The 13534-nt window shown below is 71.1% G+C and carries 13 protein-coding genes and 1 tRNA gene; 9 read left to right on the top strand and 5 right to left on the bottom strand.

From position 1 onward, the window contains the following. Nucleotides 1-17: 17 nt before the first annotated feature. Nucleotides 18-830 (top strand): SAM-dependent methyltransferase, encoded by an 813-nt coding sequence (locus AB5J53_RS36645; RefSeq protein WP_369252675.1) that lies wholly within the window; start codon nucleotides 18-20, stop codon nucleotides 828-830. Between the two features lie 18 nt (nucleotides 831-848). On the opposite strand, the gene AB5J53_RS36640 is transcribed toward AB5J53_RS36645, so the two are convergent. Then, nucleotides 849-2150, bottom strand: a complete 1302-nt coding sequence (locus AB5J53_RS36640; RefSeq protein ID WP_369249888.1) for a DUF3533 domain-containing protein — start codon at nucleotides 2148-2150, stop codon at nucleotides 849-851. Between the two features lie 498 nt (nucleotides 2151-2648). Here AB5J53_RS36640 and AB5J53_RS36635 point away from each other — a divergent pair, with 498 nt between their 5' ends. The 3 genes from AB5J53_RS36635 to AB5J53_RS36625 are packed head-to-tail and all read left to right on the top strand — an operon-like array spanning nucleotide 2649 to nucleotide 5704. Next, nucleotides 2649-2813, top strand: coding sequence for a hypothetical protein (locus tag AB5J53_RS36635; protein WP_369249887.1), 165 nt, complete (start codon nucleotides 2649-2651; stop codon nucleotides 2811-2813). Nucleotides 2814-2868: 55 nt separating this feature from the next. Then, nucleotides 2869-5256 (top strand): SpoIIE family protein phosphatase, encoded by a 2388-nt coding sequence (locus tag AB5J53_RS36630; protein ID WP_369249886.1) that lies wholly within the window; start codon nucleotides 2869-2871, stop codon nucleotides 5254-5256. Between the two features lie 25 nt (nucleotides 5257-5281). Continuing rightward, nucleotides 5282-5704 carry a hypothetical protein gene (locus tag AB5J53_RS36625; protein ID WP_369249885.1) on the top strand — a complete coding sequence of 141 codons (423 nt, stop codon included), beginning with the start codon at nucleotides 5282-5284 and terminating at the stop codon, nucleotides 5702-5704. Between the two features lie 32 nt (nucleotides 5705-5736). On the opposite strand, the gene AB5J53_RS36620 is transcribed toward AB5J53_RS36625, so the two are convergent. Next, nucleotides 5737-6855: a hypothetical protein gene (locus tag AB5J53_RS36620; protein ID WP_369249884.1), complete on the bottom strand. Its 1119-nt coding sequence runs from the start codon at nucleotides 6853-6855 to the stop codon at nucleotides 5737-5739. 713 nt (nucleotides 6856-7568) lie between these two features. On the opposite strand from AB5J53_RS36620, the gene AB5J53_RS36615 reads away from it, so the two are divergent. The 5 genes from AB5J53_RS36615 (at nucleotide 7569) to AB5J53_RS36595 (ending at nucleotide 10647) form a co-directional block, all read left to right on the top strand. Beyond that, complete coding sequence (locus tag AB5J53_RS36615; RefSeq protein ID WP_369249883.1) at nucleotides 7569-8570, top strand: YbhN family protein; 1002 nt, start codon at nucleotides 7569-7571, stop codon at nucleotides 8568-8570. Further along, nucleotides 8567-9172: an SDR family NAD(P)-dependent oxidoreductase gene (locus tag AB5J53_RS36610; RefSeq protein ID WP_369249882.1), complete on the top strand. Its 606-nt coding sequence runs from the start codon at nucleotides 8567-8569 to the stop codon at nucleotides 9170-9172. Before AB5J53_RS36615 ends, AB5J53_RS36610 begins: the two co-directional genes overlap by 4 nt. Next, complete coding sequence (locus AB5J53_RS36605; RefSeq protein WP_369249881.1) at nucleotides 9169-9789, top strand: TetR/AcrR family transcriptional regulator; 621 nt, start codon at nucleotides 9169-9171, stop codon at nucleotides 9787-9789. Before AB5J53_RS36610 ends, AB5J53_RS36605 begins: the two co-directional genes overlap by 4 nt. 345 nt (nucleotides 9790-10134) lie before the next feature. Next, nucleotides 10135-10208 (top strand) — tRNA-Met (locus tag AB5J53_RS36600). A 181-nt stretch (nucleotides 10209-10389) separates the two neighbouring features. Next, nucleotides 10390-10647 carry a BRCT domain-containing protein gene (locus AB5J53_RS36595; protein ID WP_369249880.1) on the top strand — a complete coding sequence of 86 codons (258 nt, stop codon included), beginning with the start codon at nucleotides 10390-10392 and terminating at the stop codon, nucleotides 10645-10647. A gap of 260 nt (nucleotides 10648-10907) precedes the next feature. Here AB5J53_RS36595 and msrB read toward each other — a convergent pair whose 3' ends face one another. From msrB to AB5J53_RS36580, 3 genes are all read right to left on the bottom strand, one after another. Continuing rightward, nucleotides 10908-11315, bottom strand: coding sequence for a peptide-methionine (R)-S-oxide reductase MsrB (msrB, locus tag AB5J53_RS36590; protein WP_369249879.1), 408 nt, complete (start codon nucleotides 11313-11315; stop codon nucleotides 10908-10910). A gap of 35 nt (nucleotides 11316-11350) precedes the next feature. After that, nucleotides 11351-12742, bottom strand: a complete 1392-nt coding sequence (gene murC / locus AB5J53_RS36585) for a UDP-N-acetylmuramate--L-alanine ligase (protein ID WP_369249878.1) — start codon at nucleotides 12740-12742, stop codon at nucleotides 11351-11353. Between the two features lie 213 nt (nucleotides 12743-12955). Next, nucleotides 12956-13429, bottom strand: coding sequence for an indole-3-glycerol phosphate synthase (locus AB5J53_RS36580; RefSeq protein WP_369249877.1), 474 nt, complete (start codon nucleotides 13427-13429; stop codon nucleotides 12956-12958). Between the last annotated feature and the right edge of the window lie 105 nt (nucleotides 13430-13534).

Here is a 13534-nt window from a genome sequence, read left to right as displayed (position 1 = left end):
TGACGGGAGGGGCGGCGTTGTCCGACAACGGAGGACCGGCCCGGATCGACACCGAGAGCGCGCACTCCGCGCGCATCTACGACTACATCATCGGCGGCAAGGACTACTACCCCGCCGACCAGGCGGCGGGTGACGCGATGGTGCGGGAGTGGCCCGCCCTGCCGGTGCACATGCGCGCCAACCGCGACTTCATGCACCGAGCGGTGCGCCATCTCGCCGAGGAGGCCGGGATACGCCAGTTCCTCGACATCGGCACCGGCATCCCCACCTCCCCCAACCTCCACGAGATCGCCCAGGCGGTGGCCCCCGAGTCCCGGGTCGTCTACGTGGACAACGACCCCCTCGTCCTCACCCTCTCCCGGGACCTGCTGGCGGGCACACCCGAGGGCAGGACGTCGTACATCGAGGCGGACATGCTCGACCCGGCGAGCATCCTGGCCTCCCCACAGGTGCGCGACACACTCGATCTCGGCCGCCCGGTGGCTCTCACGGTGATCGCGATCGTCCACTTCGTGCTGGACGAGGACGACGCGGTCCGCATCGTCCGCCGCCTGCTGGACCCCCTCCCCTCCGGCAGCTACCTGGCGATGTCCATCGGCACCGCCGAGTTCGCCCCCGAGGAGGTGGGGCGGGTCGCGCGCGAGTACGCGGCCCGCGGCATGCCCATGCGGCTGCGTACGCACGCGGAGGCCGAGGAGTTCTTCGAGGGCCTCGACCTCGTCGACCCGGGCATCACGCAGGTCCACAAGTGGCATCCGGACGGCACGGAGACCGAGCCGGTCCGGGACGAGGACATCGCCATGTACGGGGCGGTGGCTCGCAAGCCCTGATCATCCGGACCCGCCGCCTCAGGCGGGCTGGGGCGTCATGCGGTACAGGCCCTTGCGGTCGTAGTAGCGGGTCATCGCGAAGCCGAAGAGCAGGGCGAGGGCAGCCCCGACGGCGATCATCGTCCAGGCGCGGGTGAGGCCGGCGTCGGCGCGCGCGTCGAAGAAGAGGATGGCGCGCACTCCGTCGCTGAGCTGGCGCATGGGCTCGAAGATCGACAGGAAGCGGTAGAAGTCGGGGACGGCCTGGAGCGGGACGGTGGCGCCCGACGACGGCAGGCCCAGCACGATGAACACGAACATGGACACGAGCTGTCCGATCCCGCCGAACGCCGCGTTGATGGCCTGGACGCCCAGACCGACCGCGAGGCTCGCGCAGTAGGAGTAGATCCACAGCAGCGGGATGTGGGTGGCGTCCATACCGAGGATCGAGATGGTGGCCACCATGACCAAGGTGGTGGTCAGCATGCTGATCCCGGCCGTCATCACCATCTTCAGCAGCAGCGTCTGGGTGCGGCTGATCGGCACGGTGGGGCGGCGGGTGTGCCAGGGGCCGATCTCGCTGTCCGCGTAGCCGAGGGCGGTGTCGACACCGGTGCTGATGAGGTTGGCGCCGAGGAAGCCGGCCAGGACGAGCAGCAGGGTGTAGTAGAACGCGCTCAGGCCCAGGCCGCTGTGTTCGCCGATGGGGTGACCGACCTGGGTGACGACCTGCACGGGGTCGGCCAGCAGCAGCCGCGTGGTGGGGTCGGCCTGCGCGGTGGCGGGGGCCGCCGTGAGCTGCTTGCCGATGGTCGTGGAGGACTGCTGGGCCGCCGCCGTGGTGATGCGGCTCGCCAGCGAGGAACCCAGGCTGCCCATGCCGGGGTTGGTGAGCACGGTGATCGTGGGCCGGGCCGTGGCGTTCGCGGTGGTGAGCGCGGCGACGGAGTCGGTGAAGTTCGCGGGGATGACCAGGGCGCCGTAGATCCTGCCGGAGGACAGTTGGTCCTGCGCCTGGGCCTGGGTGAGCCGACGCCATGCGGCCTTGCCGGACTTGTCGCCGCCGATGACGGCCTCGGTGACCTGCGTGCCCACGTTCTGCCGCTGTCCGGTCAGCGGCTTGCCGGTGTCCGCGTTGACGATGCCGATGGGCAGGTCGTGCAGATGCTGGTTCGGGTTGACGATGCCGCCCATGTAGAGCAGCGACAGCAACAGCGCGAGCAGCCCGGTCAGGACGGTGGGCACCAGCCACAGCATCGGGCGGCGCAGCAGCGCGGAGGCGCGTGCCTGGAAGGGAGCGTCGGAGCGGGCGTCCTCGCGGTGGTTGCTGTCGGCGGCCATGGTTCTCCATAGGTTCCGGGGCGGCACGGGACCGTCGTACGGGACGGCCGCGCCCGCGGGGTCCGGGAGCCGCCCACCCCGGTCAGCATGCGGCGTACGGCGGTGCGGCGTCCGAAGACTCGCCGAATCCCCGGCCGCGGTGGACGGGTTCGCGCCAGCGCCACGCGGCCGAGAACACCATCGCGGCACGGGGGCGCGGGGAGGACGCCACGGCCGTACGGCGGCACGGGCGAGAGCATCACGGCCGTACGACCGCGCGAGCGAGAACAGCGGGCGCGGTCGGAGGCGTGGCGACCGCCCCGCTCGCCGAGCTGTACCGACCGTCGGGCGTCCGGCCAAAGAACGGCGGCCGGGCCGAGGAGCAGCAACAGGAACACCGGCCGGACGGCGGCGCCGCTGCTGCTGCTGCCCGAGCGCCCGAAGGCGGCGGCCGGTTCGGCGTCTGGCGCACCGTCAGCGGTCTGATTCCGGCGGGGTTTCGTCGCAGGGTTCTTCTCTGTGGCGCATCTCGGCTTCGACGGCTTCGACCACTGGGGCCAGGTCGCCGTCTCCGCGGCGGCCGGCGAGTACCGGCACGGCACTCCGCGGATGGCCACCGAACCGGGCCCGCGTACCGCTGAAGGCCCGGGACTGGCGGACCAGCCACGTAGGCAACCCTCGTAGACCGTGTCCGGCCTCTGGGTTGATGCGCCTGCCCGATCGGATCATTCTTGTACATATGGTGACATTGCCGGGCGATGGGGAGCGGGCGACCACGGCCGGTGACGCCATGGCGGTGGTCGACGCACGCGGAATCGTCACGGGCTGGAGCGAGGGCGCGCGTCTGCTGACGGGGTACGCCGCGCAGGAGATCACCGGGCGGCCGGTGGCCGAGCTGATCGACGGGGGCGCCGACACGGCCTGGCGGGAGCTGCGGGAGAGCGGCGGCGCGGTGGTGGCCGTACGGCTGCGCGACGGGCGGCGGACGGAGCTGGCGCTGCGGGTGTGCCCGCTGCGGAGCGACGACGGGGAGCCGGGGGGATACGTGATCACCGCGGCGCCTGACGACGGGAGCCGCGCGCTGGGCGAGCTGGCGTTCAGGCAGTCGTCGATGTCGATGTCGATCTTCGACACCGAGCAGCGGTATCTGCGGATGAATGACACGGCGTGCCGGATCATGGACCAGGCGGAGGCGGAGGTCCTCGGCCGCTTCTTCCCGGACACCGTGGAGAACGCGGAGCACAGCCGCGGATTCCTGCGCCATCTGCGGAAGGTCGTCGAGACGGGACGGCCGGTGCACTACGAGAGCTGGACCCGCGCGCCCTCGGGGACGCGGATGCACGCGTGGAACACCGAGATGTGGCCACTGCGGGACCCCTCCGGGCAGTTGCTCGGGGTGGCGCTGGCCGCGTTCGACAGCAGCGAGCAGCACCTGGCCAGGCAGCGGCTGGCGCTGCTGAACAAGGCCGCCACCAGCATCGGTACGCGGCTGGACGTGATCCACACCGCCCGGGAGCTGGCCGAACTTGCGGTGCCCCAGCTGGCGGACTTCGCCAGCGTGGACCTCTTGGACTCGGTGCTCGAGGGCGAAGAACCCGCCGCCGGCCCGGTCGTCGGCGATCTGCAGCTGCGCCGCGTCGCACACCACTCCCGCACCGCCGGTGTGCCCGAGGCGGCGATCGACCTGGGCGCCGCGGACGTCTATCCGCCCGCCTCACCGCCGGCCCGCGCGCTGGCCACCGGCGTCGCGGTGCTCACCAGAACCGGCGAAGCGGACCTCGACACCTGGCTCGCGCGGCACGACGACCGGGCCGCCAAACTGCGGGAGAGCGACAACAGGGAATTCTCACTGATGGCCGTACCGCTGGTGGCGCGCGGTACGACCCTCGGGGTGGCGGTCCTCGTACGGCTGCTCACCCTGCGCAGCCCCGATCCCTTCGACCAGGACGACGTGTCCCTGGCGCGGGAGCTGGCCAGCCGCGCCGCCGTCTGCGTGGACAACGCCCGCCGGTACACCCGGGAGCACACGACCGCGCTGGCCCTGCAGCGCAGTCTGCTGCCGCAGGTCGTGGCGGGGCAGGCGGCGGTCGAGTTCGCCTCCCGCTACCTTCCGGCGCTGTCCCGGGCGGGCGTGGGCGGCGACTGGTTCGACGTGATCCCGCTGTCCGGCACCCGGGTGGCGCTGGTGGTCGGAGACGTCGTCGGACACGGCATCCACGCCTCCGTCACGATGGGACGGCTGCGTACGGCGGTGTGGACGCTGGCCGATGTCGACCTGCCCCCGGACGAGCTGCTCACCCACCTCGACGATCTGGTCGGGCACTTGGCGGCCGATGAGAGCGGAATGGGCGGCGAGATCGGTGCCACCTGTCTGTACGCGCTGTACGACCCGGTCGCCCGCCGCTGCACGATCGCCTCGGCCGGGCACCCGCCGCCCGCCGTGCTGTACCCGGACGGAGCCGTCGAGGTCGTCGGGGTGAGCTCGGGGCCGGTGCTCGGCGTCGGCGGCCTCCCGTTCGAGTCCACCGAGTTGGACCTGCCCGAAGGCGCCGTACTCGCCCTCTACACGGACGGTCTCATCGAGGCCCGCGACCTCGACGTGGACGCGGGCACCGCCGCGCTGTGCGCCGCCCTGACGGCCCCGGCCAGGAATCTGGAGGACGCCTGCGACAACGTGCTGGGGGCCCTGCTCCCGGAGCGTCCCGCCGACGACGTGGCGCTGCTGCTGGCCCGTACCCGCGCCCTGGACACCGCGCAGGTCGCCGTCTGGGACCTGCCCGCCGACCCGGCGGTGGTGGCCACCGCCCGGCAGTACGCCACCGAGCGGCTCACCGACTGGGGGCTCGACGAGGCCGCGTTCGTCACCGAACTCGTCGTCAGCGAACTGGTCACCAACGCCATCCGCTACGGCGGCGCCCCCATCCAGCTCCGGCTCATCCGCGACCGCACCCTCATCTGCGAGGTCTCCGACGCCAGCAGCACCTCGCCCCACCTGCGCCGGGCCCGCACCTACGACGAGGGCGGCCGCGGCCTCCTCCTCGTCGCCCAACTCACCGACCGCTGGGGCACCCGCCCGACGGGCACCGGAAAGACGATCTGGGCGGAGCAGCCGCTTCCCGTCCAGTAGTCACACCGTCAGGTCGCGTGGCCAGATGGGCGGCGGCAGCCAGGTCACCTCGGACATGATCACGTACCTGAAGAAGCATCAGGACGGCGCCACTTGGCTGCTGGCGGTGGCCACCGACCAGACCGCGTCCTCGATCATCCTGGAGTCCGGACAGCCCGTGATCTCCATGGGCGGCTGGTCCGGCAGCGACAACGCCATGACCCTGGCCAAGCTCAAGAGCCTGGTGAAGTCCGGCAAGCTGCACTACATCATGATCAGCAGCACCGGCGGACAGGGCACCGACTCCGAGATCGCCACCTGGGTCGCGAAGCACGGCGCCGCCGTCAAGTCCTCGTCGTACAGCTCCAGTTCGTCGTCATCCGCGTCGAGCACGTCAACCTCGTCGAGCACGTCGAGCACGTCGAGTACGAGCGGTCTGTACCGCCTGGACGCCTCCGACGTGGGCTGAGCGCGCCGCACACCCCTGGCCCCGCCCGGTGACTACCGGGCGGGGCCCGCGCATGTCGCCGTCGCCGAGTCCGCCGGTACGAGACGCACCTGGTTCGCGGGCAGCTTCACCGGCTGCGCGGCCGTCCTGTCCCACAGGACGGCCGTGCCGTCCACGACCCCGAACGACAGGTAGGGCCTTGCCGGTTGGAGCCGGGGACCCTCTCCGGAGAGCTTGGACACCGAAACCACGGGCTCGACACACGTCCACTCCGGCTGGACGCCGAAGTAGGAGGGTGGGTCCTGGCTGCTCTTCGCGGCGGCGGTCGTCCGGTCCACCGCAGTCCGGGCCGAGTCGAGGGCGAGGCCCGCGGCCCCGCCGAACATGAGGATCAGCAGCAGGACGTAGAGAACGACGTTGAACCCGCCACCGGGCGTGGCGTGGAAGTGATGCCGGTGCCGGGCGTAGCCCCACCAGGCGGGCACGGCCATGACCATGCTCAGCAGGACCAACAGCTTGACGGCGGCGGCCACTTGCCAGATGCCCGGAACGTCGAGGTCGTCCGGCGAGAGGTCGAGCCCGACCGCGTACAGGGCGTGCAGGACGGACCCCGCCGCGATGAACGACGATGCGGCCAGCGTCACCACGAGCGGCACCGCCCAGGCCACCCACTCACCCCACGTCCACTGCCGCACGAGCAGCCGCAGACCACCGAGTACGGCGACCAGGGCGACGGTGACCAGGACCTGCAACCGCGACCAGCCCCGACCGTGCTGGTCGAGCGCCCCGAGCGCCATGGCGGCGAACACGCCGACGGCCACGACGGCGATGACTGCGCCCGCCAGCCGCCCCCGCCGGTACAACCGCGTTCCCGACCACAGCGCGCCGACCAGCCCCAGCGCCACTGCACCGCACCAGAACCCACGCACGGACCCCTCGCGCCCGGACGCGAACACCAGCGAGGCCGCGGCGAGGAGCACCCAGCAGACCATCCGGAACAGGCGGCGCTCCCCCTCCTCCTCCGGCCAGTACCGCACGTTCGCACGCCACCGCCCGTCGAGCGGGCGCACGGCCACCGGCGTCGATGCGACATAGCCAGACGCTCCGTCGGCGCGGGCGAGGCGCAGCGCTGCGAGGGCCTCCCGGACACCCGCGTATCCGTGTCGTACCACCCGAACCGCACGGCATACCGGTCGGCGAGCCGACGCACCCGGGACCCGCGCCCGGCGCGCCCGTGGGCGGTGCTGAAGACCTTCCAATGCGTGAACATCTCCCGGTCCCGCACCATCGGTTCGGCACGCCGCACATACGCTTCGAGACGAGCGGCCCGCATCACCTTGCGCACGCGGTGCGAGGCCCCTCGATCACACCCCTTGGCCGCTCCGAAGAGCCGCACCTCCACCTCGTACACACGCGAGGAGGGATCGGGGGTCAGCACACCCCTCAACGGCCCCTCGCCACACGGATGACGGCCTCGAACGGGCCAGCCGTGCGCCTCGAAACGCCGCTCGGCCTCCTCCCAGTCGTGCGCCCCGCCCCGAACCTCGACCAGCGCCAACACCCGCTGGTCGTATCGCACTTGCGCCACCTGGCTCTCTTTCCCTCCGCCTGCGAGCTCTCGCGGAACGCCATGGTCGCAGCCCGTTCACGCGGCGGCGAGCCGAAGGAACTCGGCTCACCAGGCCCGTGCGCATCACATGCGTCAGGAGCACGCGGTGCGGAACGGCGGACGTCGGCCGCGTCGCCCACCCGCCCGCGCTCCTTCCGCTCCCGGACACCATGGCGTCACACCGGGCGGGCACGTTTCCGCCGTCCCCTCCTGCCTCGCCTTGTATCCGTCCGCCCCGCACAGCGCGGTGCGCGACGTGGAAGGACGACGTGCGCCGTGTCCCTGCTCCCGCTCGATGAACTCCCCGGGCCGCTCCCCGCCCAAGCCCCCGTCCGCTCCCCCTCCGCCGCACGCCTCGCCGGCCGGGCGCTGAGCCTGCTTCCGCTCCTGCTGATCGGAGCGTGGGCGGCGGTCGACTGGCACGCCGTGTCCGACGGCGCCGCCCGGCTGGCCTCCGCCGATCCCTGGTGGCTGCTTTCCGGGCTCTTCTTCACCTGCCTGGGCTGGGTGGTCGCCGCGGTCGTCCGACAGGGGGCCATACCGGAAAGGCTTCCGCCGGGGCCGCTGCTCGCGTCGCAGTTCGCCGCCGGCGCCGCCAACCATGTGCTTCCGGCGAGCATCGGCGCCCATGCCGTCACCCTGCGCTTCCTGCAGCGCCAGGGCATCCCCCTCGCGCGGGCCACCGCCTCGCTCGCCCTGTACTCGCTGATCAAACCGATCGCGAAGACGCTGGTGCTCCTCGTCTTCCTCGTGGCCTTCCCCGACCTGCTGCGACTCGGTCAACTCGTGCCGGACGAACGGACGTTGCTCCTGATCGCCGGGGGCGTGACCATCGGCCTGACCGCGCCGGCCCTGCTCATCACGGTGGTGCGGCCGCTGCGTCGACCCGTCCTCAACCTCGTACGTACCGCTCTGACCGACGTACGGCTGCTGCACTCCCGGCCCAGCCGCGTCCTCGCCCTCTGGGGTGGGGCGGCCATCGCCCCGGTTCTCCAGGCGAGCGTGATCGCCTCGGTCGGGGCCTCGCTCGGCCTTCCGCTGTCCTGGCCGCAGGTGGTCTTCGCGTTCCTCGCCGCCAGCACCGCGGTCGGAGCAGTGCCCGCGCCGGGCGGCATCGGCCCCGTGGACGCTGCGCTCGTATTCACCATGGTCGCGCTGGGCGCCCCCCTGGACCTGTCCACGGCGACCGTCATCGGCTACCGCGTCCTGACGATCTGGCTGCCCCTGCTGCCGGGCGCGCTGGTGCTCTCGGCCCTGGTCCACCGCAAGGTGCTGTGAGCCGAAGGCGCGACTTACTCGTCAACAACGCGGGAACCACGCGCTTCATCCCCCTCGACGATCTCGACGCCGTCGACGCCGACACCTGGCGGGCCATCCTCGACATCAGCGTCATCGGCACCTGGCAGGTGACCGCCGCCGCCGTCCCGCATCTGAAGGCGTCCGGTTCGGCGACGATCATCAATATCTCGTCCGTCTCCGGAAGCCGGGCCCTTGGCAGTTCGATCCCGTACGGAGTGAGCAAGGCGGCCGTCAACCACCTGACACGCATGCTCGCGGCCACCCTCGGCCCCGAGATCCGGGTCAACGCCATCGCCCCGGGCCTGATCGAGACGCCCTGGTACGACGAGGCACCCGACATCCTCGAGGACTCGCGCGAGTGGGTCGCTGTCCACACACCCCTACGCCGGGCCGGCACACGGAGGATGTGGCCGAGGCCGCCCTCGCCCTGGTGCGCGCCACCTACACGACCGGGGATGTGCTCTCCCTGGACGGCGGCCGCCACGTGGTCTGACGGCGCCTCGGCCATGCCTGCGAGGTCGAGACCGGTAGTAGCCCCCATGACAGCGAGATCTGTAGTGACCGTTACGCTGTCGGGATGACCACTCGAAGTGCTCGCTCCGGCAAGACGACGGGACGGCCCGTCGCGTTCGATCGGGACGTGGCGCTGGAGGCAGCGCTGAAGGAGTTCTGGCGGTACGGGTACGACGGAACGTCCATCGCGATGCTGACGGCTGCGATGGACATCCGGCCGCCGAGTCTGTACGGGGCGTTCGGTGACAAGCGCGCGTTGTTCCGCGAGTGTGTGCGGCTCTACTCGGAGAAGTACGGGGCGTTCGTCGCACGGGCGCTGGCCGAGGAACCCACCGCCTTCCGGGCCGTCGAACGTCTGCTGCGCGAGTCCGCCGCCATGTACACCGACCGGACTCATCCGCCCGGCTGCCTGATCATCAGTGCGACGGCGGCGCACGGGCCGGGCAGCGCCGAGGTTGCCGAGGAGTTGCGGGCGGGGCGTATGGCGTTCAAGCAGGTCCTCGCCGACCGGATCGCCGAGGACGTGCGGACGGGACGGTTGCCCGCCGACACCGACGTGGCCGCCCTCGCCACCTTCTGCGCGGCCACCCAGCAGGGCATGTCGCGACAGGCCCAGGACGGCGCCGGCCGCGCGGACCTCGAAGGGGTCGCGGCCCTGGCGATGCGCGCCTGGCCCGCCTGCTGATGCGGGCGGGATGAGCGGCCGTTGCCGGCGGCGTGACGGCCGAAGCGAGCTGGGACGCGCCCTTGTCGGCGGACTGCGTCTCGCCCGCCCTGCAGGATGACGCGACCTCATCGAGGCGCTCCGGCCCAGGCGGCGATCGGTTCGACGGCGGGCCGCGGGGAGTGCGCCAGCGGCGGTCGACGCGGCCGTCGGGCAGGGTTTGCGCCGCGCGCCGGGTTGCCGCCGTCGTGCCGTCGCTCGCAGTCGCCATGGCCGGGCGGCACATCGCCGCGGGCTCAATCACCGGTGCCGACGGGCGATCTTGGTGTGGGGGCCGCGAAACTTGACGTAGAGTTGCTACTACGACGCGGGGTGGAGCAGCTCGGTAGCTCGCTGGGCTCATAACCCAGAGGTCGCAGGTTCAAATCCTGTCCCCGCTACTGAAACCTGAGGGGCCGGCACGTTCGCCGGCCCCTCAGTCATGTCTCGCGCGCTGAACGTACGCCTCCGAGCCGAGACGGGAATCGGACCCGGTTCCCGGGACCGAGGCGCGAGGTCCACCGCCACTTGCCGCGAGCGGTGAAGCGCGCGCCCGGGGCGTTGTCAGTGGTGGCAGGCAGGATGGCGGGCATGACAACACCTGCTGCAGTGATCGTGGATGCCGCCGCCTACGCGCAGGCGGTCGAGGACGCGGTGAAGGCGTCGGCCGAGCTCATAGAACGCGCCGGCGGCCGCTCCTCCTCCAGCGTCTCCAAGAAGACCACCCTGGTCGTCGCCGGAGAAGGCGCCGGATCCAAACGCGCCAAGGCCGAAACCCTCGGCATCCGCCTGGCCACCCCCGACGAATTCGCCACCCTCATCGCCGACTTCATCGACTGACCGCACCCGACGCGGCGGAGTTCCGCACGTCACCACGGCCGGCAGCCACTTCCGCCATGCGTTCGATTCACCAAGCCACTATTGGTCACCATAACTGCATATCGACATTTAAGGGCCGTTCAATCAACGCACGCTTTGTACTGGAATTTCACCAGCCTTGCTCTGCGCCGGCAGCGTCTCCCGATTGGGCTTGCCGTGGTGCCTGCGGAGTCACCGCGCAATCACGATCGGCCCACAGGCGGCCGGATCAGGGCGCCGGCTCACGTCTCGTCGGGCGCCAGCCGCAACGAGATGGAGTTGATGCAGTACCGCTGGTCGGTCGGGGTCGCATACCCCTCACCCTCGAACACATGCCCGAGATGCGACCCGCACCGAGCGCACCGCACCTCCGTCCGCATCATCCCGTGCGACCGGTCCTCGATCAGCTCGACCGCGTCGGTGTCCTTCGGGTCGAAGAAGGACGGCCAGCCGCAGTGCGACTCGAACTTCTCGTTGGACGTGAAGAGTTCGGCGCCACAGGCGCGACAGGAGTAGACGCCCTTGGTCTTGGTGTCGGTGTACTCACCCGTGAAGGCGGGCTCGGTGCCCGCCTTGCGAAGGACCGTGTACTCGGCCGGGGTCAGCTCCGCGCGCCACTGCTCGTCCGGCTTTTCGATGTCGTACGACATGAAGCTCAACCCCTCACTACAAATACGGCGTATGGCTACTTCGACAGGCGGGTCAGGATCTCGGGTCCGAGGTCCGTGACGTCACCCGCGCCCATGGTGAGAACGAGATCACCGGGCTTCGCCATTCCCGCGACGACGGAGGGCACCTCGCCCTTGTCGTGGACCGGCGTCACGTCCGCGCCCGCCGCCCGTGCCGCGTCGATGATCAGCTCGCTGGTGACGCCCGGGATCGGGTCCTCACGGGCCGGGTAGATGTCCAGGACGATCGAGGCGTCCGCGAGGGACAGCGCCTCGCCCATCTCCTTGCCCAGCTCCTGGGTGCGGGAGAACAGGTGGGGCTGGAAGACCACGAGGATGCGGGCGTCACCGGCCGCCGCGCGCATCGCCTCCAGGTCGGCCGTCATCTCGGTCGGGTGGTGCGCGTAGGAGTCGATGACCTGGACGCCCGCCTGCTCGCCCTTCAGCTGGAGACGGCGCTTCACACCGGTGTAGGAGGCGAGTGCGGGTGCCAGCTCGGCCGCCGGGATGCCGAGCGCCACGCCCGCCGCCAGCGCCGCCACCGCGTTGTGCGCGTAGTGACGGCCGGGGACGGAGACCGTGAAGGTCAGCTCCGAGCCGTCCAGGAGTACCGTCACCTCGCTCTTCAGGCCCTGCGGGACCACGGAGAGCACACGGACGTCCGCGTCCGCCGCGTCGCCGTACGTCACCACACGGACGTCCGCGGCCGTCACGCGGCGTGTCAGCTCGCGCGCGCCCTCGTGGTCCGCCGAGATCACCAGCGTGCCGCCCTCGGTGACGCGGTCCACGAACGTCTCGAAGGACTCGTAGATCTCGTCCATGGACGCGTAGTTGGCGTGGTGGTCCAGTTCCACGTTCAGCACGATCGCCACCTCGGGCGCGTACTTGTGGAAGCTGCGGTCCGACTCGTCGGCCTCGGCGACGAAGATCTCGCCCTCGCCGTGCAGGGCGTTCGAACCGGGGGCGTCGAGGTCGCCGCCGATCGCGTACGACGGGGACAGGCCCAGAGTGGACAGGGACACCGCCAGCATCGACGTCGTCGTCGTCTTGCCATGGGTGCCGGCGACAGCGATCGGGCGCAGCTCGTCCATCAGCCGAGCGAGGGCGTCCGAGCGGTGGACCACCGGGATGCCGAGCTCCGCGGCGCGGGCCAGCTCCGGGTTGTCCGGGCGGATCGCGGAGGAGACCACGACGCAGGTGGCGTCGGACGCCAGATGGTCGGCCGCGTGCCCGATGTGCACCGTCGCGCCGAGCGCGCGCAGGGCCTCGGCGGTCGCGGACTCTTTCGCGTCGCTGCCCGCCACCTTGGCCCCGCGCTGAGCGAGGATCTTCGCGATGCCCGACATCCCGGCGCCGCCGATGCCGATGAAGTGCGGTCGGTCCATGGCGGTAGGAAGGCCGGGTGCCATGCGTATGTCTCCCCAAGATCCGGTACGACGATGAGCGCGCCCCCTGAAGGAGCGCGCCCCCAGCCTATGCCGTGGCGCGGGCAGCGCCCCGCAAGGGGCGCGGGGCTGTGACAGTGCGCGGCTCCGTCGCGTGGGCGCGACCTGCCACAGCAGACCCGCACCCGACGAACGTCAACGACCCCGACGGCGCTCCCGGGCCTCCCGGCGGAGCGTCTACGCCTTGCTGTGCGAGAACAGCTTCAGCACCGGCACACCCACCTTGTGGCGGGCCCGGGAGGCCCAGTCGCGGTGGAAGAACTCTTCCACATAGTGGGGGTCGGTCAGCACGATGACCTCGTCTGCGTCGATCTCGTCGACCAGGGCCTTCAGGGCGTCCAGCGGATGGTCCTCGATGAGCCGGCCCTCGGCCTCGCTGCCGGCCGAGCGCAGGGCCAGCAGAGACACGTCGAGGGCCTGCTGCCCTTGTCCGACCGCATCCTCGCCCTCCGGTGTCTCGCGCTCGTGGGCCGCCTCGTCCAGCTCACCGAGCGCGACGTCGTCGATGGCCCGCAGCAGCCGGTCCGCCTGGTCCCCACGGGGCTGGAGCAGCACATGGAAGGCGACCGTCTCGTCGCCGTGCAAGGTGGTGACGAACTCCACGTCGGCGGACGTCAGGGCCTTCTCGATCATCAATACGCTTGTGAACACGACAGGCGCCCTTCTCCTCCGTGGGCCCGTCCTAGGCCCCTGCGGAAACCATCCTGCCCCGTGACCGCACGGGGACTGCGAGATTTAGTGTGCCCCGCGGAAGAT

It is taken from the genome of Streptomyces sp. R41 (assembly GCF_041053055.1).
Taxonomy (GTDB): domain Bacteria; phylum Actinomycetota; class Actinomycetes; order Streptomycetales; family Streptomycetaceae; genus Streptomyces.
The sequence above is the reverse complement of the archived record's forward strand: the minus strand, read 5'-3'. Positions and strand labels throughout refer to the sequence as shown.

Coding starts and splice junctions, on each gene's coding strand:
- AB5J53_RS36640 (WP_369249888.1), bottom strand. CDS start 2,150: ATGGCCGCCGACAGCAACCACCGCGAGGACGCCCGCTCCGACGCTCCC.
- AB5J53_RS36630 (WP_369249886.1), top strand. CDS start 2,869: ATGGTGACATTGCCGGGCGATGGGGAGCGGGCGACCACGGCCGGTGAC.
- AB5J53_RS36625 (WP_369249885.1), top strand. CDS start 5,282: ATGGGCGGCGGCAGCCAGGTCACCTCGGACATGATCACGTACCTGAAG.
- AB5J53_RS36605 (WP_369249881.1), top strand. CDS start 9,169: ATGACCACTCGAAGTGCTCGCTCCGGCAAGACGACGGGACGGCCCGTC.
- AB5J53_RS36595 (WP_369249880.1), top strand. CDS start 10,390: ATGGCGGGCATGACAACACCTGCTGCAGTGATCGTGGATGCCGCCGCC.
- msrB (WP_369249879.1), bottom strand. CDS start 11,315: ATGTCGTACGACATCGAAAAGCCGGACGAGCAGTGGCGCGCGGAGCTG.
- murC (WP_369249878.1), bottom strand. CDS start 12,742: ATGGCACCCGGCCTTCCTACCGCCATGGACCGACCGCACTTCATCGGC.